This window comes from cf. Phormidesmis sp. LEGE 11477 (assembly GCF_015207105.1).
Taxonomy (GTDB): Bacteria; Cyanobacteriota; Cyanobacteriia; order Phormidesmidales; family Phormidesmidaceae; genus Phormidesmis.
Map to the genome: position 1 here is coordinate 136,278 of NZ_JADEXO010000001.1, position 26,021 is coordinate 162,298.

Consider the following 26,021-nt stretch of genomic DNA (forward strand, 5'->3'; position numbering starts at 1 on the left):
GTTCAGCCAAGGTACTGCCTTGCTGTGGGAATACAGAGTAAGTCACTATACTGAAGGAATACTTGATACGACTTGGGAAAGGGCTGAGAGTGTCAGCCTCAATTACATTCGACCAGTTGATCGCTGTTGTTCAGCCTGTAAGGATTGTAGAAATAAGAAGTGCCTACGGTATGGACAAATGGAAGTATCTACATCACGGTCTATGTCAAAGACCATCAACCTCCACACGTACATGTTTCTGACTCTGACAACGAAGTAAAGGTAGACATCTCGAGTGATGTGCCTGCATTGATGAGACGGAGCAAAAAAGAACGTATCAACAGCAATAAGAAGTTTGATAAAGCCGCACTCAAGCTAGTCGCTGAACACATAGTTGTTTGCAAAGAAGTTTGGAGATTGAAGCATAATGGAGAATGAATTTGAGCGAGTGGTCGTTGCTGCTGAATATGTGACCCATCATCGCCAGCTAAAAATAGCTCTCAGCGATGGGTCTGAACACTTCATTCCGATAGATCGCCTACAGATGGAGCGATGGAACGGCAGCTCTATAGAGGCGCTACCACGTCCCGATGACTTTCAGCTCGAAACCGTCAAAGTATGGGGCGGCGGCGGCTCTATTCTATTTCCTGAGATTGAGCAAGTTTTCTTAGCCGAAGATCTAGTGGCTGGTCGCTATGGCGATTCTAAGTGGATGACTGAGATAGCGGCAGACGCAGTCCCAGTCGACTAACAGAGGATTAGAGCCTAACAATCCCTAAATCTACGATGCGCTGGTGCTTTGTGCGAGAACTCTATTGCGCTGACGAATAGGACTTTGGATGCCCCAATAGTTAGCGGCTTCGGAGGCGACCATTGTTAGGAGCTGTTCGTTTCCGGCAGATAAGGTTTTGTGAGGGGCGGTAGGTGCATGACCGAGGGCTTTAAGGATTTCGGTGGCGATCGCACGTGCTAAAGGCGGCGGTACTGAATTGCCTACTTGCCTAGCGCCGTGCCATTTGGTGCTATGAAAGCGAAACCAGTCAGGAAAGCCGTGCAGCCGGGCCATTTCTCGCACGGTGATGCAGCGAGGATACTGATAGTGGATGGGTCTAGGACTGGTAAAAGAGCCTCTAGCGGAGTCGGTGCCAGCCCGCAAAGTGTTGCAGATGCCATCTGGAGATAGACGAAAGAAATGAGAGATAGGCTCGCGGGTGCCAGGTGGAGTGCGGGCAAAGCGATCGCGTGATGTCTGAGAATGATTCGTGCGAATGCTGTTGGTGAGCAACGCAGGATTCCACTGGCGACGATAGCCATAATACCAGCCCTGCTCTGAGTAGCAGCGCATTAGAGCTGCGTAGAAATTACGAGGCTTTGGTAGAGAAGCGAGGGTTTCTCCGTGGGCAATCAGCTGCTGAAACTGTTCGGCATTGGGTAGGTCGCTAAGGGCATCGTGACAGGTCGGAGGATTCTGTAAGGGCTGAGGATAGCTTAGCAGCGGTTTGTTGCTTTTCGCTCCAATTAGGAACAGTCTCTCTCTGTTTTGAGGAATACCATAATCACAGGCATTGAGGATTTTCCAGGGATATATGATCTGATAGTTGATGTCGGCAATCCGGCTAATGATGATGTCTAGAAGGGGCCGATTGCGATCACACGTTAACCCTCTCACATTTTCAAACACAAAATAACTGGGCTGAAGCTCGGCAACTAGTCGTAAAAAGTCTTCGACTAACCTGTTGCGCGGATCGTTCGACAAACGCGGTCCCATCGCCGAAAATCCTTGACAGGGCGCACCGCCAATCACGGCTGCAATCGATTGCTGGGCAGATAGCTTTGCGACAGCTCGAATTTGCTGACCAGTCGTTTTAGTGATCGAACGTGGAATAATTTTGCATAAGGGAAAATTAAATTGATGGACTGTTGCATGCACCGGGTCGATCTCTACGGCTACTGGCACGTCAAACCCAGCCTGTTCAAATCCTAGACAAAGTCCTCCGGCTCCGGCAAACAGGTCAATTGCGATAGGTCTGTTGTTTTCAGCATTGGCCATGCAACATACTGTACTGCATAATCTTGCGGCATTGAAATTTGTTGTATAGAACGTGTCAATTAGGAGTAAAAGTTGTAGGAGAAATCACTCGAATACGCTCCCGATAGAATAACTATCTTTGAGCATTAAAAGTGCTCTGTACAGATCACTTGTATGCGGCCAGCCGACGAAGCCAGCAAAGAGACAGTCACCTGCATAATTGGCCAGAAAAACATGATGAATACCCATACGGTTTTGCCAGGTGCGTAGGACCAGACCGTGGGGTAGCAGAGACCAAAGCTGAGATTCTTCGAAGCCTTTGTATCGGGCATCGGTGATACCAGGGATCGCTTGGAGCTGACGGATGACGCGATCGCACCCACTTTCCACTGGCTGCGGCAGGCATAAATGGTCGCGACTTTGCCAAAACTGCTGAATAATCTCGGCAACAGCGGGATGCTTTTTCATCCGAGCGTGAGCGATATTGGGCACTGAGATGTAGCTAGCCCGGTTGAATTTAGTACACTCTACGGGCACCACGCCGTCACTGCCCTGTCTATAGTCACTTGCAATGATCAAAGTTGGCACTTCGGCGGCAATGCGTTCGGCTAGGGCTCGGCGGTTACGGCCTAGGTCTTTGGCAATACCGATGCCTAACTCCAGCGGATCGACCAGCCTGCCTAGATCAGCGCCGCCTACCGGAGAGGCGACGAGCACCAGTGATTCGACGAGGGGCCACCATTCGGGATGACGAGCTAAGACTTCTAACCAAATTAAGCCTCCCATCGAATGGCCGACGATTCTGAGCGGCGTGTTGGGATGTTCGGCCTGGGTTTGCTGGGCGATCGCCTCGACTCGATCAATCAGTGGCTCTATTCGAATCCAGGTATTAACAAACCCCAAATTTGGCACAATCACTCTAGCGGTAGGACTGGCAACTGTTTTCGCTAGCTGGCCGATGCCCTGGTTAATATCGGCCCAGCCGTGCTGAGCGTAGAGAATGTAGTCGGGAGGAAAAGGCATGGCTACGGCTCCGCTTGGCCACCGAGGTGAGCGGATGAGAGGACAAAATGGTTAAGCAGAGGGAGAATCAGAGCGAAGAATTTCTGGGGGTAAGGCGGTAACGGTAATGGATTGGCCAGTACGCGGATGAGCAAAGCGCAGGCGGTAGGCATGTAAGTGATAGCCGCCCTCACCCGGCAGGGCGAAGCCGTCAGGATCGGGAATGCCGCTAGCGGGATACAGCGGATCGCCCAGAAGCGGATACCCTGCGGCAGCAAGGTGAATGCGAATTTGGTGGGGTCTGCCAGTTTGAATAGTCACCTCGACTAGCGTAGAGTCAGCGCGGCGCTGGAGGACAATGCCTTGGCTACGAGCAACCATACTATTTATTGAGCGGGCTGTCTTTCCGGTAGTGTGCGTATTTGTCAGGTGACCGTAGATATGGCCCAACCGATTGTGTGGCAGTTTGCCGATGGGGTAGGAACAAGTGAATCGATCGCCTAGCTGATTAGGCGTCGTCGGACCGACTAGAGCGCGGTAGGTTTTGCTGAGGGTGCAGCTGCTGTCGGCGGCGGCGCTAAGGTTAGCGCTACGATGTCTGAACTGCCGGGCAAGCTGCGCTCTGGCGGTGGTCGATTTGGCAATCAGCATAGCGCCGGAGGTGCCGCGACCTAGACGATGGACGGGTACGGGCTGCTGCTTTGGGTAGCGCGATCGTAGCTGATGTAGCAAGGTGTGTTCTAAAAAGCCGCCAGCGGGTAAGACTGGCAGTCCAGCGGGCTTATTGATTACCCACAGGTCTTCGTCTTCGTAGAGTACTTCAAACTCTAGCGGTACGGTAGGTTCTCGCCAAGGCGATCGCACATAGCTGAGGATCTGCCCTGGCTTTAGCAGGGTGCTGTTTTGAGTGCGATCGCCGTCTAAAAGGATCTGACCTGTCTCAATTCGATCTTGCCAAACGGCGCGATCAGAATGGCGATAGCGCGCTGTGTAATAATTCAGCACCGTTTGTCCAGCCGCCGATGAGCGCACCTCATCTGTGTAAGTCCATCCTTGGTTCAGCAAAGTTACTCTCGCTAGGTCTGGCTGTGCATCACAGCGCAAGCTTCAAATAATCTATCTTATGAGTACATAATTTCACTTTTCCCAAAAATTTAACCTCTTAATTTATCCGATGGTGCTTACTTCTCTTGCTGGCGGCTTTCGCCTCTTTAGACATAGTTTTATCTGTGGCCTGCTGATACTGCTGCTCAGCGGCTGCGCCATTCCCAGAGTCAGCGCTGAAGATCGGTTGTTTTTAGATATTTCTGTAGACTTAGTCGGCAGCGCTACGTTAGAAAAGCAAACCTTTGACGGTGAGCCTGTGGGTGGGATCTCGGCGATCGCCTACGATGTAACGCGCGATCGCCTATATGCCCTTTCTGATAATCGCGATCGCCCTCGCTTCTACACCCTCAAGATCGACAGCCTTTCTACCCTCTCAACCGCTGCCGACTCCCAGCCTACACTGGCGGACCCGCTGGCACTCTCCATCGAAGCAGTCACCTACCTCACCGATGCCGCTGGCGAGCCTTATCCCATCAGTACCCTCGATCCCGAAGGCATGGCGCTCACACCCACTGGCACCTTGCTAATCTCGACAGAGGGCTCTCCTAGCCGTCAAGTTTTGCCTACTGTCGGTGAATACGATATTGCTACTGGCCAGCTCAAAACGGCCATTCCCGTCCCCGCCCGCTATCTGCCTGATAGTGCCGAATCTCAGAGCCTCGGCGTTCAAGAAAACCTCAGCTTCGAAGCGCTAGCGATCAATGTATCGTCGGGAACAGGTGGCGTCTATGAACCGTATCGTTTATTCGTCGCCACCGAAGGCCCGCTGCTACAAGATCTAGACTTTGAGCCAGACGTCCCTTACAAAAATCGTCTGATCCACTACACGATTAGCCCATATCAAACCACGCTGATTTCAGAGCACCTGTACGAAATGGACGCAGTGCCTACAGGCGCAATACTTCACGGCCTACCGGAGATTGCCGTACTCGACCAGAGTGGTCATTTTCTGGGGTTAGAGCGTTCGTACGGGCTTCGAGGGTTCGTCCTCAAACTATTTCAGCTCGCCTCCGGTGGGGCTACAGATATCAGCGCCATCGATTCTCTCAAAGGAGACATCAGCGGCATCAGTCCGATTCGCAAACAGCTAGTGTTAGATTTTGCTGATCTAGACCTGCCGCTGCAAAACTACGAAGCGATGACATTTGGACCGACTTTGCGTAATCGAGGAAACAGACAGGCAAACCCGAGCCGTAGCCTCTTGGTCATGAGCGACGATAACTTCTCAGATGACCAAGAAACTAGCCTGCTGATATTTAGCCTGCAGCAGGAATGACTCAACGAAAAATACTATCTTCACGACCTGTATCTTCACGCCTGACAACCTTCTACAGATCTTCTATGGGTAGTGTGTCAGAGCGACCCTTCATACGCTGTGCATCAAGAGCTGTGCATTCAGATTTCTACCCTCAGACAGAGGCTTTCTGAAGGCAACTGGTTCAATTGCCTTCAGCTTTAAACTTGTCTTAAACAACGCACGTTTGCGCCTTATAAACTTTTATGCCGAGATAGAAAAACTTCCCTACCCGCGCCCTAAACGCCTCAAAAGTGGCTAAAAAACTGATGGCGGTTAAATCTCAGCTAATAGGCTACATATGGCTGACTAGTCATTTTGTGTCCTCCGAGTCTTTTTTACAGCCAGCCGTTCGGAAGAAATACCCATCTAGCGCCCTAAACCTGATAAATTGAGCATCAGCAAAGAACACAAAATTAAAGGTTTCACAAAGAAGCAACATGCGAGTCTTAGTAATCGGCGGCGATGGATACTGTGGCTGGGCAACAGCGCTCTATCTCTCCAATAAAGGTCATGATGTAGCGATTCTAGATAACCTTGTGCGTAGGCTCTGGGATATGGAGCTTCAGGCTGAAACTCTGACCCCGATTGCGCCTATCCAAACCCGGTTGCAGCGGTGGAAGGATCTAACGGGTAAGGACATCGAGCTCTTCATCGGCGATGTCAATAACTATCCCTTTTTGGAGCAGTCCATGCTCCAGTTTCAGCCAGACGCCGTGGTTCACTTTGGCGAACAGCGCTCGGCCCCCTTCTCGATGATCGACCGCGAACATGCGGTGATGACTCAGTCGAACAACGTTCTGGGCAACCTCAACTTGCTCTATGTGCTACGCGATCATTTCCCTCAGTGTCACCTGATTAAGCTAGGCACGATGGGTGAATATGGTACGCCCAATATCGATATCGAAGAAGGCTACATCACCATCAAGCACAACGGGCGAGAAGACACGCTTCCTTTCCCCAAAAGTCCTGGTTCTTTCTACCACCTCAGCAAAGTCCACGACACCCACAACATCCACTTTGCTTGTAAGATTTGGGGCCTGCGAGCAACGGATCTAAACCAGGGTATCGTCTACGGCGTGCTGACTGAAGAAACCGGCATGGATGAGCTGCTAATCAACCGCCTCGACTATGACGGGGTCTTTGGTACGGCGCTCAACCGCTTCTGTATTCAGGCGGCTGTTGGCCATCCTTTGACTGTGTACGGTAAAGGCAGCCAGACCAGAGCCCTACTAGATATTCGCGACACCGTTCGCTGCGTCGAAATCGCCTGCGAAAACCCAGCCAACGAGGGCGAATTTAGAGTCTTTAACCAGTTCACAGAGATGTTTAGCATCAACGAGCTGGCAATGATGGTGAAAAAAGCAGGCAATACTTTGGGCCTAGATGTAGAGGTTACTAACCTAGACAACCCTCGGGTCGAAGCAGAAGAACACTACTTCAACGCGAAAAATACCAAGCTGATTGACCTCGGCCTAGAGCCACATATGCTTTCTGACTCTTTGCTAGATTCTGTTTTGAATACAGCGATAAAATATAAGCATAGAGTTGATAAAAAACAGATTCTACCCACCGTTAGCTGGCGTCGGTAGCGCTCTGGTTTGTGAGTCTCTAAACTACTTTCAAAAGGTCGGTTTGTAACTGTTGCAAGCTGGCCTTTCGTATAGCCAATACCCACCGGTTACCCTTCTTTCATTTTATGCGTATTGCCATCTTCACCGAAACCTTCCTTCCTAAAGTTGACGGCATCGTCACCCGGCTAAAGCATACTGTCGAATATCTTCAAAGCTTCGGCCATGAGGTCTGTGTATTTTGCCCTGAAGGCGGTTTGACAGAGTATAAAGGCGCAAAGGTCAGAGGCGTTTCTGGCTTTCCATTACCGCTGTACCCTGAGCTGAAGCTGGCGTTCCCACGGCCTTCGATGCGTGAGGCCATAGAAGATTTTTCTCCTGATCTGATCCATGTGGTGAATCCGGCAGTGCTGGGCCTGGGTGGAATTTATTACAGCAAGTCCTTAGACATTCCACTGGTAGCGTCGTACCATACGCACTTGCCTAAGTATCTAGAACACTACAATCTAGGACTGTTAGAAGGGGTACTGTGGGAACTATTGAAGGCGATGCACAATCAGGCAGCGCTCAATCTATGTACGTCTACGGTGATGCAGCAAGAGCTGACCGAGCACGAAATCGAGCGGGTAGAAGTTTGGCAAAGAGGCGTGGATACGGCGCTGTTTCGGCCTGATCTTAGGAGCGAGGAGATGCGATCGCGTCTCACTCAAGGACATCCAGAAGCGCCCATTTTGATATATATTGGTCGGCTTTCCGCTGAAAAAGAGATCGATCGAATCAAGCCTGTGCTCGAATCTATTCCGGGCGCTCGGCTAGCGCTAGTCGGCGATGGCCCTTATCGCGAAGAGCTAGAACAGCACTTTGAAGGAACGCCTACTCACTTTGTCGGATATCTCGCGGGTGAAGAGCTGGGTGCGGCCTATGCTTCAGCCGATGCGTTTATCTTTCCCTCTCGAACAGAGACGCTGGGGCTAGTGCTATTAGAGGCGATGGCGGCAGGCTGTCCGGTGATTGCTGCGAATGCAGGGGGCATTCCAGATATTGTGACTAACGGCGTGAACGGCTTTATGTTCGACCCGACGGATGAGCAAGGAGCTATTGTGGCGACGCAAAAGCTGCTGGGAATGAAGGCGGAAAGAGAATTGCTGCGTCAAAATGCCAGAGTAGAGGCAGAGCGCTGGGGCTGGGAGGGATCAACTCGTCAGCTAGAGCGGTTTTATATCGAGGTGCTAAATGCCGGGATGGGTGCGATCGCAGCGTAATCAAACGGCGATCAGTCACAGGCGGCTTGGTCACTACTCAACCAAAAAAGCTGTGTTGACTATCCCGCCAAGCTTCAGTTTCTGCATAACTATTAGCGATATATCAACCTCTGTCTCTTGCTCTTTGCAAAATAGTACGTGTATCTGGTTCGCTCGATTCAGTCGGAGTCTGTATATCTTCTGTTGCTTCTTCAACCGTCGAGGGTTCTACAGAGTCTTCAGGCAGCGTTTCTTCTGTCGGCTCTGTCGGCTCTGTCAGCTCCATCGGCGCGTCGCTAATCACACAGCAATCTAGAACAGGAACGTTAACCAGATCCGAGAGATCTAGAGCAGTTAAAAAGTCCTGCCATTCTCGCTCGACGATCGCATCGTCTGGTCGTAGCTTTCGTAGGCTAGCTAGCTCAGTCAAGGCGTCTTGTAGAAATCCAGCATTGGCATAGAGCGCGGCGCGATTCTGACTATCGGCTTCACCGAGATCGTTAGCCAGACTGTCACTTGGCGAACGTCTTTCTATCCAGCCGCTGACTGTCGTGCGCTCGGTTTCATTACAGTCAACAGTGAGAGACCACTGATAGGGCATGTTGGGTGATAGCGCCACTGGCAAAGGCGCAACCACAATGCCATTACCATCAGTAGAGCCAATCAGCTGACCCTGATATAGCAATCGCTCGCTGCTGTCTTTTAGGATGAATTCTGTTGGTGTGTTGGATAGTGCCTGTGGCAGGTAGAACAATAGGCTGGGCTGGGCTATTGTCGTCAGGGTGCCTACGATTTCATCGGTGCGGGTAACGCCTAACTCGGTGATTACTTGGGTGTCGGCATAGGCGATCGCACTCAAAGGCAATCCCTCCTGGCAACTTCCCCGAGAGCCACCGCCTCTGCGTCTGCCGCCCGGTCTGCCAGGATTGGCGAGTTCACCTGGTCTGAACTCAATCGGCAGAGGCGGTAGCTGTTGAGCGGCGACGGAATAGGGTAAAGAAAATGGTAGGGCAGCGAGGACAATTGCACCGAGTAAGTTGCGACGCAGGTTTTGGCTGTTGAGCAGGGGCATTGTGCGGGAAGGGGGCGAGAGGGAGCGGAGGATACTACTTTATAGGATGCAGGGCTTCTAGGATGCAGGGCTTCTAGGATGCAGGGCTTCTAGGATGCAGGGCTTTAGAGGAAAGTTTCCTTTGGGAAGCAGCACATGAGGTTAGGGTAGCCGTAGGCAGGGCGATCACGCTTGGTACCCACGGAACCCAAACGGCCAGGCGCACCAGCCATAGCCAGCTCATCAACAATAGTAAACTGCCAGCGAGTAGCAAGTATACCAGTGCATACAGCCTTCGCGTTGAATAAGCACCGATCAAGCCGCCGAGTAAGGCCCAGATAGCTATCCAAACAACCTCCTGCCATTCAGCCCAGCTCCCGATCAAAGGACGCTCGTCTAGCGCGTGGCTGATCAGCTGGCTAATCATTTGAGCGTTGAGAAAAACACCCGGTACTTCGTCCGTTTTGACATAGGGGCTTTTTGTATAGGGCGTACGCCAGCGATCGCCTGCGGCATAGTCCATATCTGTTGTCCCAATCAAGATAATCTTGTCTTCGACTATCGATCTTAGCTGTTGTGGATCTTTAGCTAGCAGCTCAGAGACTGTTAGACATTCAGCCGGTGTCTCTCTAACACTGCCGCAGTTTGTTTGTTTTGGATCGTGAGTAATTCGATAGTTTAATAAAAGCTGAGTGCCGCCAGCATCGGCGCTGTGGTATCCGCCAAATCTTTCTGTTAAGAAAAAAGGCTCCAGCGCCATATCTGCATCTGCTAGATACTTAAAAGCAACCACCGTACTAAACGTATTAACGAAGGCTCCTTGATCCGAGGGGTTGCTAGGACAAAGCGAGTTTGACGCTTGTGATAGCTGCAGCAGATGCCGCCTCAAGATTTCTCCGCGCTTTGAGAATGCAACAAAGTCATTGGCTCCAATCCGTGACATATCTTCGATTTCTGGCGGCGGCGGTTCTCTAACAAGTGTTTCTTCGTCGGTGTAGAACGGCTCTTTGCAGATAGCGATCAAGTTTTCAGTATTGTGTATTTTTTGTTTGAGAGCAGGCAGTTTATTGTCATGTCCGTGATAGATATCTAACCCAATCGCGGCTGGATTTGCCGAGGTCAGCTTGTCTAAGAGTGTCAGCAAAGTGTCATCAGACAAAGAACTTTTTCCGGTTGTATTCGGAAATGCTGCAATGTCTTTTGTCGTGTTGGTGACGATGAGAATGCGGCTGTCGGGTAGCTCTGTTGGACGAGTACGCAGTGAATAGTCGTAGCCTTTAATTTCTAAAGGTTCTAACAGTCCGAATAAACGGCCTGTGGTCAGTATAGATGCGACCGCCAGTCCGCATCCTAGGCCCACTTTCAGCTTACTGAAAAAAGATAATTTGCTGATAGATAGATCCTGTAATACAGGTTCTGGTGCTAGCTGGCCAGATAAATTAGGGTCAGCGTTACTCGCCGATAAACCCACAGGTAAAGGGACAGTAGCCAAATCAGATGAGTCAACGGTTCTCTGCGGTGCCGTCTGTAGTGGCCCCTGCAAGGACTGCCAAGTCGGCGGTGTTTCTGCTAGGTTCTGAATGATCACCGGTAGCCAGGTAGCACAGGGAAATCGAGACTCCATCCCCTGTAGCTTTTCTCTAGCCTCTCGAACAGCCGTATAAAAGGGCGTTCCATTAGAAAAAGATTCTAAGAAACCCTGCAAGAAAGCATGAGCCACCTGATCGGGTACAGGCTCTCTCATCACCAATACCTGAGGAATGTGCAGATCGGCTAGATCGCTGGCAAGTCCCAAACCATCACAAGAATTAAAAATCGCCGTGTTAAGACCGCGATCGATTGCTTTTTGCAGTGCGTGCCTAAGCTGAGAGATAGTGAGCTTTTCAGAAGGGTTTAGCCAAATTTCACCGCTGCATTCAGGCTGACTTTGAACATATTCTGGAGAGGGTACTTGAGTAGGCTCCTGAGAAAACCTTTGAGAATAGCTGCTGCTGTGACCAGCAAAAAAGAGAATATCCCAGCCCTGCTCGTCCCATAGCGCCTTTGTGAAGGTCTGGCAGTTAGGAGAATCGAGAAAGTGAATATCCGCACCCGCAAGATTCTCCAGCAGCACTCTATCTATGGTGGTATCTAGGCCAGTGTCATCACCCAAAACGGCTAGGATTCGGACTCTTTCGCAGCGACTGCCGCTGTAGTAAACCTGCTGGTAGGCCACCGGACAGATGCCAACTTCGGCGTTGCGATAGCGTTGAAAAAAATCAAGCTCGTACCAGGGAATCCGCTGGAGTAGAGGATCTGAGGTCTGTAGCAGAATACGAGCTGTATCAGTTGGACTGAGCTGTTCGAGGATTTTTTCGCGGATGGGTTGAAATTCTGGGCTATTGAGCCAGTGGCGAACGCGATCGCGCAACTGACGGCTAAGCTTTCGACAGTTCTCTAGTCTAGAAACATCAGAGAAATTGGTTTCGCCGGACAGTGCCTCTAAGCGAGAAGGTAAGCCCATCTGCCAGTAAGCACGCTGCCACTGGTAGTAGCATTGAGCTAAATCCTTTGCAGATGGTAACCCTGCCTGAACTTCCACCTGCGGCGGTGCCCCTTCGCTACCCACTTGAACAGCAGCCGTATAGCCAGTTGCCAGCGTGCCCGATCCAATTTTGATAACGATGCGCTTATCCATCGACTTATCCACTCTCTACCTATTACGGTATCAGGCTGTAGATCGCTGGAATGGTCAAATAGCAAACTGTTCTCTAAACACGCTTTGACCTAGCTTGATCCGAACCCCAAACTGTTCTCCAGCCTGACCGCTAAATCGCAGCTGAATGTAGTTATCGATGGCTCTAGACGTGGCTGCTAGATAGTTGGCGTTATTCTCATCAAGCACAGTAAGCTCAACGCCCTCTGGCAGATAGAATGATTCTCCTAGAGGGCGTACTTGTAGAATCACGCTGGTTCGTCGGTCAGCCGTTTGAGTAATGTGGACGACCAAAGCAACTCGAACCGATTGCTCTAGCTGGATACCCAAATCAATCAGCTTGGCTCGGCTGATATCAGTCACCGTCGTTGGCGCGTTTAGCGTCGGTGAAACCAAATCAACAGAGGTACGAAACGCCAAATCGAGTTCGGTTGGATTAATTAATTCTGCCGCCGTTTGCCAGCCTGCTTCAATAATGCCATCTACCCACTTGCCAATCTGGTTGAGCACATACGGCACGCTACTCGATCGACTTGATGCCGCTGGAGACTGAGAAACTTGCAGTTGATGCACCCGATCAATCAGCGTTTCAATCGGATCAAAGCTCTCTGTAGAAACGTGCTCCACTTGGGGAATGGCGGTGCAAAAGCCAACTAAGGTAGCCTGGCGAGCGCTTTCATCTAAACGGACGGCAATATAGCCTATGCGATCGTGCCAATCCTCAGGCGGAATTTGACAAGTGTCATGATCAGGCGTGATTGGTCGACAGGAGAGCGTGCCAATATTAGGGAGCTTGAGGTCGGCCACGTTGGCCACTAGCTGCATAATCGGGTTCCAACTATCGCTATCAGCTAGATCAGTCGGAATAGACAGTAGCTGTAAATAAGCATTGACTGCATGAACAGCTAATGTGTTTTGTCTAATCTGTTCAGCTTTCTCAGGAGCAGAGCACTGCTGAGCGAACCGCTGAGCAATCTGCGTAGATTCTGTGGTGATAGGTACAACAATACCGGACTGTTGGGAATAGATAGTAGTAACCATGTTCTAATCCCCCGAATTTATGGGGTGACAATAGTGAGTAAGTAGTTTGATAAGCCGCCTAAAAACGGCTTTATATAATATGTTGAGAAGCTATTAAAGGTATCCTTGCGACTTGCCAAACTCTCTGAGTAAGGGAAAGCATTTGCGATTGTAAAAGCTGCTTAGCGTACCGATGGACAGCCCACAGTCCTTAGAGAGCTGTTTCCAGGGGGTTTCTGGCGGCAAGCGTCTGAGGATGAGTAGCTGAGCAGTGACATTAGGGTGCTGATTGATACAGATGGATTTGAGCGTGTCGTCTGCGTCGGTTTCGGCCCAGGCGCGGACTTGTTCTAGTAGAGGCGGAATGTCGGCAGGCGCGGGCAGTCTATCGATCGGGTCTAACACTGTGCCATCTTCTCTGCGAACCACGCTGCTGGACTGGCTTTGGATATTGACACGTCGATAGTTTTCATCAATTTGAAAGTCTTGAAGGCGACGCTTGAGGTAGGCGTTTAGCCAGGTTGTCAGTCTAGCTTGGGTGGGGTCATAGGCTCTAGCTGTTGTCGCCTCGCAAAGGTTGCGGCAAAAGTATATCCAGGTTTGCTGTAGCGCATCTGGGTAGTAGGTATCGTAGGTATGCCAAAGCTGATTGGTCAGGGCCTGAATCAGCTTGGTGAGTCCTCTTTGTCTTTGACGGCTGCCAGTAGGATGCTGACAGGTCTGTTGGACCAGCTCCAACAGGGGCTCAAGGCGATCGCTGGATCTGGACATACTCTGAAGCACAGTTTTAGGGGCGGAGACTTTACCCATGCGTCCTCTCGTTAAAAGTGCAGGATTAATCAGCTATCACTACTGAGCTCAAAAGTTCTGCAAATTTCTCCACAATTTTGAAAAAATCTAAGAGAAATTTGATAGCCACTGTTTGAACTAGCAGGTGACAGCTTTACTTCTGGTCTACTTTTGCAAACCAAAGCAATATAATCACTGATGCTGATGCTAATGTCAGTGATATGACTGTTGACGCCACTAATGATCGGACTAGCTGGTCAGTCATAGCAGTCGCAACCAGTTCTTCTTTGACTATTCAAGCGTTATTTTATTTTGTGTTCTTATGAAAGTCACCACTTCCTTTCGGCGAAATGTATCAGGAGTTTTTGGCCGTGTCTTGACGCTAAATACTCAATTTCGGTCTCGTGGAGCGCGGTCTGGATCGCAATCCATACCTGATGCCGCCGGAGCGCGGCCTAGACCGCAACCCGTACCCGATAATCCACCGCGCCCTACTAGCCACTAGGTTCTACCAGACACTTGTTAGCAAGGCGTGTTAGAAGACGCGGGTTAAAATTCTATGCGCTCTGTTTGGATAGCGATCACACTCCTCTCTCCTATTGCTGCGGCTGAACTGGCTGCGAGTCCATATCTGCTAGCGGCCCAGCCGCATCTGTCTGAGATTGAGCAGCTGATCGATGAGGGCAATAGACAGCGAGGCGGCGGTGAGCTTGATGAGGCGATCGCAACTTTTCAATCGGCCCTGTTGCTGATTGAAAGCAGTGAAAATCGAAGCGACATTCGCTTTAAGAGCACGGCACTATACGGATTGGGAAAAGCCTATCTACGCGCCGGAGACTATGCGACGGCCCTGCCAACCTTAGAAGCAGGGCTTGCTCTGGTGGCTAGCAACGAACGAGAAGCTCAAGGCATCGCCAGCGATCTTGCTGACTCGCCCAACGCTGGTGAAGTGATTAATTTCTCGGGTGCCATAGCAGAAACGCATCAGTGGCTAGGTCATCTAGGCTCGGCTCTAAATTACTATCGGCAAGCGCTAGCGGGTGGGGCAATTGTGCATGAACAAACACGCGCTGTGCTGCTATTTAACACCGGCCTGATCGAAATTGAAACGGGTCAGTATCAGCAGGCTGAGCAGACTTTGGACAGGGCTATTACCCTACATAGTCGGCTGGAAAATCAACAGGGTGAAGCGAGCGCAATGCTTTCGCAAGGTTGGCTGTATGAGAAGCAGGGTGACCTAGCTAGGGCGATTGACAATTACGAAAGTGCGATCGCTCTCTATCAGCAGGTTGGCAACCTCCCTGAAGAGATCGATACGCTGAGCATCTTGGGCGCTGCTTATGTTGAGCAGGGCAATTTGATCGCCGCTAGAGAGACATTGGATAAAGGGTTATTGCTGCTAGAAACACAGACCGATCTATTTGCGCGATCGCAGCTATTAAGCAGCCTAGGTCAGCTATATCAAAAAGAAGGCGACTCCGCTCAGGCTTGGTCTGTTTACTTAGAAGGTCTGCAAATCAGCACTCAAAGAGACAGTAAAGTCGATGAGATTGCCGGAGCGCTCAATCTGGCTGCTGTGATGGAAGCGATCGATCGGCCTGCCTTGGCAATTTTCTTTTACAAGCGCGCGATCGTTGACATTGAAACCGTTCGCGACGACTTGCGAACCCTTGATGTCACCGTACAACAGAAATACGCCGCCACCGTTGAAGACTTCTATCGCCAGCTAGCCAAACTGCTTTTACAACAGAATCGAACCGCTGAAGCCCTACAGATTCTAGAACTGCTGAAGCTACAGGAAGTTAAAGCTTATTTTCATAGCGACCCGACTACCGATCAAGCGCGTAATCGAACTGACAATCAGCTCTCTTTATACACGCCCGCAGAAGCCAGATTAAACTCTGCTCTAGAGACTATTCTAGAAAGCCCATCGATCCTTGAGCTAGCAGATTTTCTCCAGCTATCAGAAGTAGGATCTGTCACATCAGAGATGAGTGCTGATCCCGACGCTTTCGACTTACGGGTGATTGAATCGCTGCAGTCAGCGCTCTCCGCTCAGCCTGTCGGTACAGCGGCGCTCTATCCTTTGGTGCTACCCGATCGCCTAGAGCTAATTTTGATCACATCAGCCGGTCCACCCATACACCATACGGTCAGTGTCTCTGAATCTGAGCTGACTCAAACTGTTGGCAAGCTGCAATCACAGCTAATGACCGATAGTTTAGAGCCGACAGTCGCTGCTCAGCAGCTCTATGGCTGGCTAGTTAAGCCGTTGGATCCAAGCTTAAAGGCTCAAAGCATCGAAAATATCATCTACCTGCCGGACAGCGTCTTGAGATATGTTCCCCTCGCTGCGCTTCATGATGGCAATCAGTGGCTAGCTCAAAAATATCAATCGCATAACATCACCGCCGCTTCGGTCGATCGCCTCACTCAGCCCAGATCGCTAGGTTTAACAGTTGTGGCAGGTGCGTTAACCGAAGATAGTCCTACCCACCGCGTCAATATAGGACAAGAACAATTTCCATTCGATGGCCTTTCAGGTGCCAAACAAGAAGTCGATCTACTAGCAACCGTCATGCCCGATACGGTGGCTTTATTCGATCGCTCATTTACACCTAGAACCATACTCGATGCGGCTAGCGATCGTCACATCGTTCACCTAGCAACCCATGCCAAATTTCTACCTGGTCAGCCAGAAGACTCTTTTGTTCTATTTGGCGATGGCAGCATAGTCACGATGAGAGAGCTGGGTCAGTGGCAGCTCCCGAATGTAGAGCTGGTTGTCTTTAGTGCCTGTCAGACAGCGACCAACGTAGAAGGTGATGGCAAAGAGATTTTGGGCCTGGGATTCCAAATGCAGCAGACAGGTGCTCACAGTGCGATCGCCTCACTTTGGGCCGTTGATGACATCGCTACAGCGGCGCTAATGAATCAGTTTTACATTGCGTTGAGTGAAGGCAAATCCAAAGCTGAAGCATTGCAGCAGGCTCAGACAAAGCTGATCGAAAATCAGAGATTTCGGCATCCTTACAACTGGGCTGGTTTTATCTTGATCGGCAATGGTTTGTAAGAGTCACGAAGTGTTTGTTACCCGACTGACTAGGAGCTGACTGACTAGACCTGCCTAGCCACAGTCCCCTGGTGCCAGGCACTCAAGTCTCTACCAATCAGTGTTTCTAATGCCCTGATATCTGGCGTCAGCTCCATTATTAGGCGTTTCTTCAGCTCGGCGTCTATCGGCGGACGAGAAACTTTTTGCGTATTTAGCGACTTTAGGCTCGCCTTGGTTCTCTCTAAAAGACTGCGACGCCAGGAGCGAGGCATCGGCAACAGATGCTTGCCTATTTCAAGCACTCTAGCAGGCGGATATTTCAGCAAAGACTGTAAAAGCGGGCTGCGCGCTCTTTTGTTGGAGTTTATCTTGGCAAAGCTGGGTTCAAAGTCGGGAGAAACACCGATAAATTCAAGCGTTTCTCTGTAGACGCTAGCTGTTTCTTGCTTAAAATCTTCGAACAAAATCACTTTCACCTGATCTCTATCAAATACGTCAAAGTATCTTTTTACTTGCTCAAAGAAGCTCACGACTTCTCGATAGAGCAGCATCTCAGGGACTTGGCACCTTTGAGGAATGCTGTTTCCTTGCTTGCGATCGGTTTCTAGTGCAACTGCTGCCGCAAAGTCTTGAACCGTTTCACTAGAGCCATTGAAAAGTAGCTGAGAATGAAAAGAATGCATCACCGTAACTGGGCTGCGAAGCATGATGATAATTTTCGCATCGGGGTTGAACTGGTAGATGTTTTTCGCCGCCGCCTGGGAGTAGAGATAAGACGTACTTCCCTCGCCACAGACTTTGCCTTTCCCTTCAGCAAATTTCTCTAGATAGTCTGGCAGAGAGTGAACGTATTTCTTGGTTTTGAAGTCTGTGTCGAAATAGTTTAGTTCCTTGGGCCTGGAAACAAAAACATCAGGATGCTGAGCAAGATACTTGCAGAGCGCTGTGGTTCCACATTTAGGCGCACCTACTAGGAAAAAGCTAGGCTGCATCATAGATATCCTCAATCCAAACTATACGCAGCTATAGTGCCCATCTGTAGCATTCACCGCCTTGCTCAAAAACCTAAGGTGACGTAATTTTTGCTTGGCGGTAGCTAGAGGCACTTAGCCGATACAGACATAGGCTTTGGCCGCCGTAATAGCGAGTCGTTACCCCGTCATACTGCATACCTAGGCGCTTGATTAGAGCGATAGAGCGTTTGTTCTTGGGGTGGGCGATCGCCAGCAATAGCGATAGATTTAATGCCTGAAAGCCGTATTCAGCTAGGGCACGAGCAGACTCTGTCGCATAGCCAAACCCCCAGCTAGCAGGCCGAAAGTGCCATCCAATCTCGATATAATCGTCGGTATTGGTGCCATTTAGAATTGGTTCTACAACATGGTCAGGCCGAACTTCTGGGAGGTCTAGCAGATGTAGGAGCGCTACATGTCCAATTACTCTCCCAATATCTTTTTGAATAACCGCCCAGCTACCGGTTCCGTCTTTTGACTTTTGGGTGCTGTCCCTATAGCGCTGTAGCCTGCCTTGTACCTGACGCAGCGAGCTATCTTGACTATCTTCTATCCAGCGCATGACTTTAGCATCCCCAAAGATATCCATAGCATTACGAACATCTTCCACCGGATGCCATTGTCTAATGATGAGCCGCTGGGTTTCGAGCTGCATATTCGAGCTACACAAGAATTGAATGGACGGTGATTGGATGGGCAAGTCGAGAGGCTGCGCCTGTAGAGCGATCGCAAAATCACTGTTAGAATCACTGAGGCGTGACCACCTTAGGTGTCACACTGCAATGAAACTATAGATAGGATATTTCCATGGCGCTCTCAGTAGGTACCAAAGCTCCTGATTTTACCTCTACAGACGACGCTGGCAACAGCGTTTCTCTATCCGACTTTTCGGGTAAGACAGTGGTGATCTATTTCTACCCCAAAGACGACACGCCTGGCTGCACCAAACAGGCTAATAGCTTTCGCGATTCATACAGTGAATACGAAGGCAAAGACATTGTTGTCCTCGGTGTCAGCATGGATGACGAAACTTCTCACAAAGCATTCAAAGAGAAGTTTAACCTGCCTTTCCCACTGATTGTCGATAGCGACGGTGCGATCACTAAAGCCTTTGACGTCGAAGGTGGTGGCTACGCTAAGCGAATAACCTTCGTCATCAACGGCGAAGGTACGATCACCCAAGTATACGACACTATCAATACTGAGACTCATGCTAGTGATGTGCTTGCGGGTTTAGCCTCATAACTACACGGCCCTAGCCAATGGGCATAGATTTATATATAGACTTCTACGTCCGTTGGCTGAGGCTCGATTAACTTGTCTTAATTTTTCTAAAAAATATATAGCCACAAGTCTCGGATCTAACCGACTAGACTCGACATAGTTTCCCTGATCCCAACGAACAATAAGAAAGGGAAGTGTGTAAATTAAGTCTACTAACCTCCGCGTTATTACGCTATCTATGCGTAAAGAAAGATGGCAATATACTGTTGGAAATTATATGAAATACTTGCTAGGTACTTGGCAGAAGATCGTCAGCTTATCTAAGTAACTCTACTAGATATAGAGGCAACCCTTGGAGTGAACTTCTTTTTTGAAGTGGGGTGAGATCCGTCTACGTCTGCTTTATATCAACTATGACAATGAAAGCACTTAATTATCCTTCAGCAAATTAAGAAGTGAGAAAAGTTGCAAAAGTGTTGCAAAGGTGAGAAAAGTCATAAAAAGAGTTAGGGATGGCCAAGCCCTCTACTCGTTCTAGAGCGACTTTAAAGCGTAGGACTTTGGGCTTACAAGGCTTTACACTAGCTTCTTTCGTTAACAGGACACTCTTTCGTTAACAGGACATTAAGTAATATTTTTCGCGTTAACTGTTCAAAATTACAGCTTTCTAATATTAAAGAGTTTAACATCAGAGATACCGAAACTAGAGATAATGACTATCTCTTCTTCATTCCTAGTAACATTCGCTATTTCTTGATGTTCGAGCGGCTTCCTAATCGTAAAAGCGATCAGACAAGCCGCTCTCTCACTGCCTTCGGGTGCATCTTCACGTATAATGCCTGCCACTTTCTTTACATGGTCTCAGCCCGCACGCTTTCTAGCCCATACGTTTTCTAGCCCATACGTTCTCTAACCGTAAAAACCTGATCATAGAAGGGCAAAATGGTCAGTCGGTGGATGGGTACTGTCGCTGCGGCTATACCTGCATCCACCAACTGCACTGCCACCAACTGCACTGCCACCAACTGCACTGTAAGAGCCAGATACAAGTTCAGACGTAGAATCTAGACATGAAGGCGGGGTGAAAGCACCCAACTTGTAGGGAGCAGGCTAACCCTCCTAAATCCACCCTGCTAAGTTCGCATTGTCAAATTCTCTGACTGCGAAAAATTTGTCATTGTTTCTAGTATTGCAAACCACCACACTATCTAGATGAATTTTTCATGAACAATTCACTTTACCTGTTAAAAACTTTATACGACGCGAATGCAGACGGTATCTACGACCGCATTATCACGTACACTTATGATATGGTCGGGAACAGAATCAGAATTTCTACGGATACTAATGCAGACGGCATGCCTAACTCCACTATTAGCAATACTTACGACGCGGACGGTAATTTAATCAGGCGACTTGAAAATCCCAATCTCGATGCGGCGTCTGACATAAAAACAACTTTCACTTACGACGATAATGGAAATCTGCTCAGTGAATCTTACGATACTGACGGTGACGGTTCTCCTGACTACGGCTATCTCTACACCTACGATAAGAATAACAACAGAACTAGCCAATCTTACGACCGCGATGGCGATGGCGAGGCCGATCGCATCAGTACTTACATTTACGATGATGACGACAACTTAATTAGGACTTTAGAAGATACCGACGCCAACGGTAAAACCAACCGTATCACCAACTATACCTACGACGATGACGGTAACCAGACTGGCGTCTTTTATGACTCCACTGCTGATGGCAAGCCTACCTTCATCAGCACCTCCACATACGATGACAGGGGGAACCTGGTCAGAGTTGAGGATGACTTCAATGTAGACGGCATCGCTGATAGCATCACCACGTTTGCCTATGATCGCGCTGGTAACCTAATTAGGAAGTCTAAAGATACTAATGCGGATGGCATCGTCGATCGCACTACGACTTTTGCCTATGATCGCGCTGGCAACCGGACCAGTGAGGTATTTGACTTTGACGCCGATGGCGTAGCCGATCGCGTTTTTGCTTTCACGTATGATGACCAAGGTAACCAGACTAGCGCTTCTTTTGATTTCAACGGTGATGGCGTATTTAGCTATACCTACGACTACGTTTTCGGCGCGCTAACGAGCAGTGGCGTTAATGTCATCGAAGGGACTAGCGATCGCGACTATCTAACGGGCACAGACGGCGCTGATTCGATCATTGGCGGCGACGGTAACGATCGCCTAGATGGAGGTGCAGATAACGATACGCTAGAAGGTGATGCGGGCAAGGACTTCCTGATTGGCGGTCTAGGTGCTGATGTCATAGATGGGGGTAGCAGTACTGACACCGCCGACTATCGCAACTCATCAGCGGGTATCGCTATCAACCTGAACGGTGATGCTGGTATAGGGGGCGAAGCGGAAGGTGATGTTCTAACCAGCATGGAGCGAGTCTTTGGCTCCGAGTTTGACGACACCATTACGGGTACGAGCGAAAATGAAGAGCTGCGGGGTAATGGTGGAAACGATATCCTAGTTGGCCTCGCTGGTGACGACGAACTGCGCGGCGGCTGGGGTAGCGATCTGCTAGATGGCGGCGACGGCAATGACCGACTACGCGGCGGTGCCGGGGCTGATATGCTCTTGGGTGGTGGCGGCAGCGATACCTTTTATCTACGTAATCTCAAAGAGTCACGCTTATCTGGCTACGACCGTATCACCGATCTTGTCATTGGAACTGACCATATTGCGATCGGGTTTTTCCCTTCTATTGCAGCTGAAGATGTCGCCCAGCTAGGCAGCGTCGCTGCGCTTGACGAAGCCAGCATCAGCGCTTTGCTGAATGAATCAGACTTTGGGGCTGAGACTGGAGTCACCTTTACATTAGGAAGCGAAAACGGCGATCGCACCTTCCTTGCTCTCAATGACGGCACTGCTGGGTTCCAAGATAAAACGGACGCCATCATTGAGATTACTGGCTTTACGGGCTCACTAGCCGAGCTAGCAATCTTGTAACTGTAACTACTGCAGTAGCCGTCTCACCGCATCTACCTTCAGCGCTGCTGCAGACTGTCAAAATCCACATAGCAATCTTTTTGTCATTCCCTATCTGTACATAGCATCTGCACATAACAAACAGATAAAGCGCCTGCAAATGCCTCTGATGATAGCGATATAATTCAACTATCAAAGTTGTTTTGTGTCGAAAGCTGATTCGGATGACGGTATGAACGTGACGGTGCAAAAGGTGTTAATTATTGGCGGCAGTGGGCGAATTGGCCGCAGCGTCGCTAATGATATCAGCAGGTACACGGACGCCCAAGTAACGCTGACAGGTCGCCGAATAGAGCCAAACTTTACGCTGCTAGACCATCAGACCTATCAACCTTTGACCTTGGCTGACGAGTCAATGGTGGCAGCGGCGATTGCTCAACACGATCTAATTGTTCACTGCGCCGGCCCTTTTCGCAGCCGTAATCATCACGTGCTCGCTAGCTGCATCGATCAGGGTAAACCATATCTAGATGTCGCTGACAGCCCAGACTACGTAAATCAGGCGCTCAGCTATCGAGAAAAAGCAGAAGCAGCTGGCGTCACTGCGATTATCAGTACGGGTATCTTTCCAGGTATTTCCGGTAGTATGGTGCGTCAGGGCATAGAGCAGCTAGACACAGCAAAAACGGTGCATTTGAGCTATTTAGTCGCAGGGTCGGGCGGCGCTGGATTGACCGTGATGAGAACGACGTTCATAGAACTGCAGACGCCGTTTATGTCGAAGGTAAATGGGCGCTGGCAGACGATCGCACCCTATAGTCAAAGAGAAGTCATAGACTTTCCTCGCTATGGCAAAGGCGGTGTGTACTGGTTTAACACGGTCGAAGCGCTGACCGTGGCCGATACCTTTCCAGCGCTTAAGACTATCGTGACCAAGTTTGGGTCTGTTCCTGATTACTACAATCGACTGACCTGGCTGATGGCTAGACTGCCTCACGGCGTATTAAAGAACAATCTTGTCGTCGAAGCGCTCTCTAAGATTAGCTATCAGATGACGCAAGTAACTGATTCGCGCACAGGTGTCGGTATTGCTATGCGCGTTGAAATCAGCGGAGAAAAAGAGGGAAAATCAGCGACTTATCTATCGACTTTAGAGCACGAAGATACGGCCTACTGCGCGGGATGTGGAACGGGTGCGATCGCCCAGCTAATCCTTTCAAACAGGCTAGACAAGCCCGGCGTCTGGCCCGTCGAACAAGCGCTGCCCACGCCACTATTTGAAGAAACCTTATCTCAAAGACAGCTAGCCGTTAAGAGAGAATATCAGGAGCCGTAGCTTTCTGTAGGTGGTGCAGGTGGCGGCGTCCGACTGCACGCACTCATACGGCCATATATCTCTAAAAATTCAGTAGTCTTTCAACTTCTACGGCTATCCCCGGCAGATTGATAGGCGAGATTTTGCCGACTGAGCGCTTCACGATAGACCGATAGGCTGCTTCTATAGGCTCTCTATGAATCCAAAGCTGCCTTCCTTTAATATCGATTACCCAATACTCTTGAATGCCATCCTTCGCATAAATTCTAGCTTTCTCTCCTAAGTCATAAGCAAGCGTAGAGTTTGAGACCTCAATTAGTAAACTAATATCTTCTGGGCCAGGATGCCTGTCGTCGTAGCGAGACTCTGGTGGGATAACAACGCAGATATCTAGCTCCGGTTCACCATCGCTCGGTAAGGAAACTGGCGCGGCGGAAAAAACAACGCTTTTCTCCTTTAAAAGTGCTTCTAGATACCTTACGCCGCGTCGATAAGTCGCCCTGTGAATAGGTAGCTCTGGAGCCATATCGACAATCTTCCCATCAATAAGTTCTACCTGGCGTCCGGCCAACAATCCGTTAGCAATCATCCGATGATAGTCGTCAAGGGTCCACCGGGTTAGCGTTCTAGTCATCGGCAAATACCTCGCTGACGAGCTGCTCGAAGTCGGCAACAGAGCCTTCGACAATGGAGAGACTGTCTTGCCAGAACTGTGGTTGGCTGAGATCTTTTTGAAGATGGTGTTTGACCACTGCCTCGGCAGTCATCGTGCCAGTGTCGCGCAGTAAGTCGGTGTAAAGCTGATTGAAGTTGTCTCCATAAACCGGCTGCTGGGCGTAGATGCCGAGGCTAAAGAGATAGCCAAACAAATAGGGATAGTTGTAGAAGCCGAGGCTAGAGATAGAGAAGTGCAGTTTGCTAGCCCAAAAGAGATCGTTGTATTGGCTAAGGCTCTCTTCAAACCAGAGCTGCCAGCTTTGATCCATCATTTCGCACAGTTGGGCCGGGCGAAGCGCACCGATTTTACGAGCTTCTACCAGGCGCTTTTCAAATTCAAACCGGGCTGGAATGTTGAGCAAAAAGACACCTGCACTCTGCGCGTCTTGCCAGGCAATCTCTAGCTTTTGAGCAGGCGTAGTCGCTTGAGCCATCAAGGCTTCACGAACGAGAGTTTCAGCGAAGATGCTGGCCGTTTCTGCTAGGGTCATTGGGTAGCGGCATTTCATAGCTGGTAGGTCGCGCATCACCCAGTTATGCCAAGCGTGACCCAGTTCGTGAGCTAGCGTCAGCACGTTGGTCATGGTGCCTTCGTAGGTCATGAAGATACGCGGCTCTCTAGGATCAGAAAATTTGGTGCAGTACGCGCCAGTAGCACGGTTGGGCGTCGGTTTGCCGTCTATCCAGCCTTTTTTCGCCATCATCGTGGCGAAGTCTCCCATCTCTGGGGTGAGCTGATTGAAGGCATCGGCAATTAGGGCGATCGCAGCTTCAAACTCAATCTTCTGATCGCTACTTTCCTTAGCCGCTGGCGCTGGGGCCATCGTGTCCCAAGGATGCAGTTGAGACTGGCCTAGAGCCTTTGCCATCGCGCTCAAGGCTCGTTGTCCGATCGCTCTGTTTTGATAGGTTGTCTCCATCAGCGCGTCGAGCGTCGCCCGCTCAATCCGGCTCTGATGACAGCTTTTATCTAAATAGTGAAGCTGACGTTTGCCCGATCGTTTCTGAGCCGATTCTAATCGCCAGCCGTTGATGGCGTTAAGCCCTGTGGCTACGGTAGTCTGCTGTGTAGCCCAGGCGCTGCGAATAGCCTCCCAAGCCGCTTGACGAGTGTTTGCACTAGGATGGCCGAGCATATTTGCGGCCTTGGCTAGCCCCATTACTTCACCTTGGATCTCGCATTTCAAGGTGCCTGCCAGTTCACTGTAGAGATTGCCCCAGGTATGCAGCCCGTTAGTCGCTAGCGCGGTCATTAGCTGCTCTTCGGCAACGCTAAGCAAGAAGTCTTTTTCTTTGCGACTGTGGCGCAGTAGAAAATCTATTTCGCTCAGGGCCGGATCGGCGAGCAGGGCAGTGATAAAATCTTCGCTAGCGCGTTGGAGAAAGACGTTGAGCGGCGTCATCCCTTCTGAGAGATCGGCGCTGAGCTTTTGCAGGATAGGCATCCAGGTGTTGGCGTCGGCGTCTTGAGTATCGACGCTGAGCGCCGTATAGATGTAGGTATTGACATTGCCTAGTCGCTTGAGGACATCGTTGCGCTGTAGGTGGATCGGTCGAACTTGATCGATCAAGGTCGTATAGTCGCCTGACTGAATGGTTTCAGCCGTGTCAACTTTGGCAGTGAAGGGTTGGCAGGCGGCGGCGATCGCGTCAATATCCTGTCGTAGCTGACTGATGGTAGAGGCGATCGCAGGATCGGCAGTACTCGTAAAAAATTGAGCGTTGTCCCAAGTAGTCAGGTAGGTAGTGGTCGGACGATTGAGCGTTTGCATAGGAGAAACTAGAGGATGGGCGGATAACTGCGATAACTAGATTGGAACGGCTCTGGTACGGCTCTGGTGAGAAAGTGAAGGACTCTGACGCTGCTAGGTCTATGGCTATTGAATCTAGTGATATGAGGTGTAGAAAACTCGCGGCGACGAACTAGAAAGCGTAATA

The 26,021-nt window shown here is 50.0% G+C and carries 21 protein-coding genes; 9 read left to right on the plus strand and 12 right to left on the minus strand.

Features of this window, described 5'->3' with window-relative positions; translation table 11 throughout:
- The first annotated feature begins 159 nt into the window (after positions 1–159).
- Both IQ256_RS30245 and IQ256_RS00545 read left to right on the plus strand, forming a co-directional pair.
- Positions 160–417, plus strand: a complete 258-nt coding sequence (locus IQ256_RS30245) for a DUF4160 domain-containing protein (protein ID WP_193853196.1) — start codon at positions 160–162, stop codon at positions 415–417.
- Complete coding sequence (locus tag IQ256_RS00545) at positions 407–730, plus strand: hypothetical protein (protein ID WP_193853197.1); 324 nt, start codon at positions 407–409, stop codon at positions 728–730. The genes IQ256_RS30245 and IQ256_RS00545 overlap by 11 nt, the downstream gene beginning before the upstream one ends.
- A gap of 30 nt (positions 731–760) precedes the next feature.
- Here the strand turns inward: IQ256_RS00545 and IQ256_RS00550 are convergent, their stop codons facing one another.
- The 3 genes from IQ256_RS00550 to IQ256_RS00560 all read right to left on the minus strand — a co-directional run bounded on the left by IQ256_RS00550 (position 761) and on the right by IQ256_RS00560 (position 4,075).
- Entirely contained in the window at positions 761–2,029 is a 1,269-nt protein-coding gene (locus tag IQ256_RS00550; protein WP_193853198.1) for a DNA cytosine methyltransferase, read from the minus strand.
- Between the two features lie 84 nt (positions 2,030–2,113).
- Positions 2,114–3,031 (minus strand): alpha/beta fold hydrolase, encoded by a 918-nt coding sequence (locus IQ256_RS00555; protein WP_193853199.1) that lies wholly within the window; start codon positions 3,029–3,031, stop codon positions 2,114–2,116.
- A gap of 51 nt (positions 3,032–3,082) precedes the next feature.
- A complete protein-coding gene (locus tag IQ256_RS00560; protein ID WP_228024436.1) occupies positions 3,083–4,075 on the minus strand; it encodes an RluA family pseudouridine synthase in 993 nt (330 codons plus the stop codon).
- Between the two features lie 109 nt (positions 4,076–4,184).
- Here IQ256_RS00560 and IQ256_RS00565 point away from each other — a divergent pair, with 109 nt between their 5' ends.
- From IQ256_RS00565 to IQ256_RS00575, 3 genes are all read left to right on the plus strand, one after another.
- Positions 4,185–5,393, plus strand: coding sequence for an esterase-like activity of phytase family protein (locus IQ256_RS00565; protein ID WP_193853200.1), 1,209 nt, complete (start codon positions 4,185–4,187; stop codon positions 5,391–5,393).
- A 458-nt stretch (positions 5,394–5,851) separates the two neighbouring features.
- Positions 5,852–7,003, plus strand: a complete 1,152-nt coding sequence (locus tag IQ256_RS00570; protein ID WP_193853201.1) for an NAD-dependent epimerase/dehydratase family protein — start codon at positions 5,852–5,854, stop codon at positions 7,001–7,003.
- Between the two features lie 107 nt (positions 7,004–7,110).
- Positions 7,111–8,244, plus strand: a complete 1,134-nt coding sequence (locus IQ256_RS00575) for a glycosyltransferase family 1 protein (protein ID WP_193853202.1) — start codon at positions 7,111–7,113, stop codon at positions 8,242–8,244.
- Between the two features lie 103 nt (positions 8,245–8,347).
- Here IQ256_RS00575 and IQ256_RS00580 read toward each other — a convergent pair whose 3' ends face one another.
- The 4 genes from IQ256_RS00580 to IQ256_RS00595 form a co-directional block, all read right to left on the minus strand.
- On the minus strand, positions 8,348–9,295 hold the full coding sequence (locus IQ256_RS00580) for a DUF928 domain-containing protein (protein WP_193853203.1): 948 nt from the start codon (positions 9,293–9,295) through the stop codon (positions 8,348–8,350).
- 73 nt (positions 9,296–9,368) lie between these two features.
- Complete coding sequence (locus IQ256_RS00585) at positions 9,369–11,951, minus strand: CHASE2 domain-containing protein (protein WP_193853204.1); 2,583 nt, start codon at positions 11,949–11,951, stop codon at positions 9,369–9,371.
- A gap of 54 nt (positions 11,952–12,005) precedes the next feature.
- Entirely contained in the window at positions 12,006–13,010 is a 1,005-nt protein-coding gene (locus IQ256_RS00590) for a DUF1822 family protein (protein ID WP_193853205.1), read from the minus strand.
- 93 nt (positions 13,011–13,103) lie between these two features.
- Positions 13,104–13,799, minus strand: coding sequence for a sigma-70 family RNA polymerase sigma factor (locus tag IQ256_RS00595; protein ID WP_228024437.1), 696 nt, complete (start codon positions 13,797–13,799; stop codon positions 13,104–13,106).
- A 538-nt stretch (positions 13,800–14,337) separates the two neighbouring features.
- Here IQ256_RS00595 and IQ256_RS00600 point away from each other — a divergent pair.
- Complete coding sequence (locus IQ256_RS00600) at positions 14,338–16,851, plus strand: CHAT domain-containing protein (RefSeq protein WP_193853206.1); 2,514 nt, start codon at positions 14,338–14,340, stop codon at positions 16,849–16,851.
- 44 nt (positions 16,852–16,895) lie between these two features.
- On the opposite strand, the gene IQ256_RS00605 is transcribed toward IQ256_RS00600, so the two are convergent.
- On the minus strand, positions 16,896–17,828 hold the full coding sequence (locus IQ256_RS00605) for a sulfotransferase domain-containing protein (protein ID WP_193853207.1): 933 nt from the start codon (positions 17,826–17,828) through the stop codon (positions 16,896–16,898).
- 70 nt (positions 17,829–17,898) lie between these two features.
- A complete protein-coding gene (locus IQ256_RS00610) occupies positions 17,899–18,501 on the minus strand; it encodes a GNAT family N-acetyltransferase (protein WP_193853208.1) in 603 nt (200 codons plus the stop codon).
- Positions 18,502–18,653: 152 nt separating this feature from the next.
- Between IQ256_RS00610 and IQ256_RS00615 the strand changes: the two genes are divergently transcribed.
- Entirely contained in the window at positions 18,654–19,091 is a 438-nt protein-coding gene (locus IQ256_RS00615; RefSeq protein WP_193853209.1) for a peroxiredoxin, read from the plus strand.
- An 872-nt stretch (positions 19,092–19,963) separates the two neighbouring features.
- Here IQ256_RS00615 and IQ256_RS29990 read toward each other — a convergent pair.
- Positions 19,964–20,092 carry a hypothetical protein gene (locus IQ256_RS29990; protein ID WP_255516172.1) on the minus strand — a complete coding sequence of 43 codons (129 nt, stop codon included), beginning with the start codon at positions 20,090–20,092 and terminating at the stop codon, positions 19,964–19,966.
- A gap of 201 nt (positions 20,093–20,293) precedes the next feature.
- Between IQ256_RS29990 and IQ256_RS00620 the strand changes: the two genes are divergently transcribed.
- Both IQ256_RS00620 and IQ256_RS00625 read left to right on the plus strand, forming a co-directional pair.
- Complete coding sequence (locus IQ256_RS00620; RefSeq protein WP_193853210.1) at positions 20,294–22,072, plus strand: bluetail domain-containing putative surface protein; 1,779 nt, start codon at positions 20,294–20,296, stop codon at positions 22,070–22,072.
- 184 nt (positions 22,073–22,256) lie between these two features.
- Positions 22,257–23,387, plus strand: a complete 1,131-nt coding sequence (locus tag IQ256_RS00625) for a saccharopine dehydrogenase family protein (protein ID WP_370623319.1) — start codon at positions 22,257–22,259, stop codon at positions 23,385–23,387.
- 61 nt (positions 23,388–23,448) lie between these two features.
- Here IQ256_RS00625 and IQ256_RS00630 read toward each other — a convergent pair whose 3' ends face one another.
- Both IQ256_RS00630 and IQ256_RS00635 read right to left on the minus strand, forming a co-directional pair.
- A complete protein-coding gene (locus IQ256_RS00630) occupies positions 23,449–24,000 on the minus strand; it encodes a Uma2 family endonuclease (RefSeq protein WP_193853211.1) in 552 nt (183 codons plus the stop codon).
- A complete protein-coding gene (locus IQ256_RS00635) occupies positions 23,993–25,855 on the minus strand; it encodes a M3 family oligoendopeptidase (RefSeq protein WP_193853212.1) in 1,863 nt (620 codons plus the stop codon). The genes IQ256_RS00630 and IQ256_RS00635 overlap by 8 nt, the downstream gene beginning before the upstream one ends.
- Positions 25,856–26,021 lie beyond the last annotated feature (166 nt).

Coding starts and splice junctions, on each gene's coding strand:
- IQ256_RS00545 (WP_193853197.1), top strand. CDS start 407: ATGGAGAATGAATTTGAGCGAGTGGTCGTTGCTGCTGAATATGTGACC.
- IQ256_RS00550 (WP_193853198.1), bottom strand. CDS start 2,029: ATGGCCAATGCTGAAAACAACAGACCTATCGCAATTGACCTGTTTGCC.
- IQ256_RS00555 (WP_193853199.1), bottom strand. CDS start 3,031: ATGCCTTTTCCTCCCGACTACATTCTCTACGCTCAGCACGGCTGGGCC.
- IQ256_RS00565 (WP_193853200.1), top strand. CDS start 4,185: ATGGTGCTTACTTCTCTTGCTGGCGGCTTTCGCCTCTTTAGACATAGT.
- IQ256_RS00570 (WP_193853201.1), top strand. CDS start 5,852: ATGCGAGTCTTAGTAATCGGCGGCGATGGATACTGTGGCTGGGCAACA.
- IQ256_RS00575 (WP_193853202.1), top strand. CDS start 7,111: ATGCGTATTGCCATCTTCACCGAAACCTTCCTTCCTAAAGTTGACGGC.
- IQ256_RS00580 (WP_193853203.1), bottom strand. CDS start 9,295: ATGCCCCTGCTCAACAGCCAAAACCTGCGTCGCAACTTACTCGGTGCA.
- IQ256_RS00585 (WP_193853204.1), bottom strand. CDS start 11,951: ATGGATAAGCGCATCGTTATCAAAATTGGATCGGGCACGCTGGCAACT.
- IQ256_RS00590 (WP_193853205.1), bottom strand. CDS start 13,010: ATGGTTACTACTATCTATTCCCAACAGTCCGGTATTGTTGTACCTATC.
- IQ256_RS00595 (WP_228024437.1), bottom strand. CDS start 13,799: ATGGGTAAAGTCTCCGCCCCTAAAACTGTGCTTCAGAGTATGTCCAGA.
- IQ256_RS00600 (WP_193853206.1), top strand. CDS start 14,338: ATGCGCTCTGTTTGGATAGCGATCACACTCCTCTCTCCTATTGCTGCG.
- IQ256_RS00605 (WP_193853207.1), bottom strand. CDS start 17,828: ATGATGCAGCCTAGCTTTTTCCTAGTAGGTGCGCCTAAATGTGGAACC.
- IQ256_RS00610 (WP_193853208.1), bottom strand. CDS start 18,501: ATGCAGCTCGAAACCCAGCGGCTCATCATTAGACAATGGCATCCGGTG.
- IQ256_RS00615 (WP_193853209.1), top strand. CDS start 18,654: ATGGCGCTCTCAGTAGGTACCAAAGCTCCTGATTTTACCTCTACAGAC.
- IQ256_RS00620 (WP_193853210.1), top strand. CDS start 20,294: ATGAACAATTCACTTTACCTGTTAAAAACTTTATACGACGCGAATGCA.
- IQ256_RS00630 (WP_193853211.1), bottom strand. CDS start 24,000: ATGACTAGAACGCTAACCCGGTGGACCCTTGACGACTATCATCGGATG.
- IQ256_RS00635 (WP_193853212.1), bottom strand. CDS start 25,855: ATGCAAACGCTCAATCGTCCGACCACTACCTACCTGACTACTTGGGAC.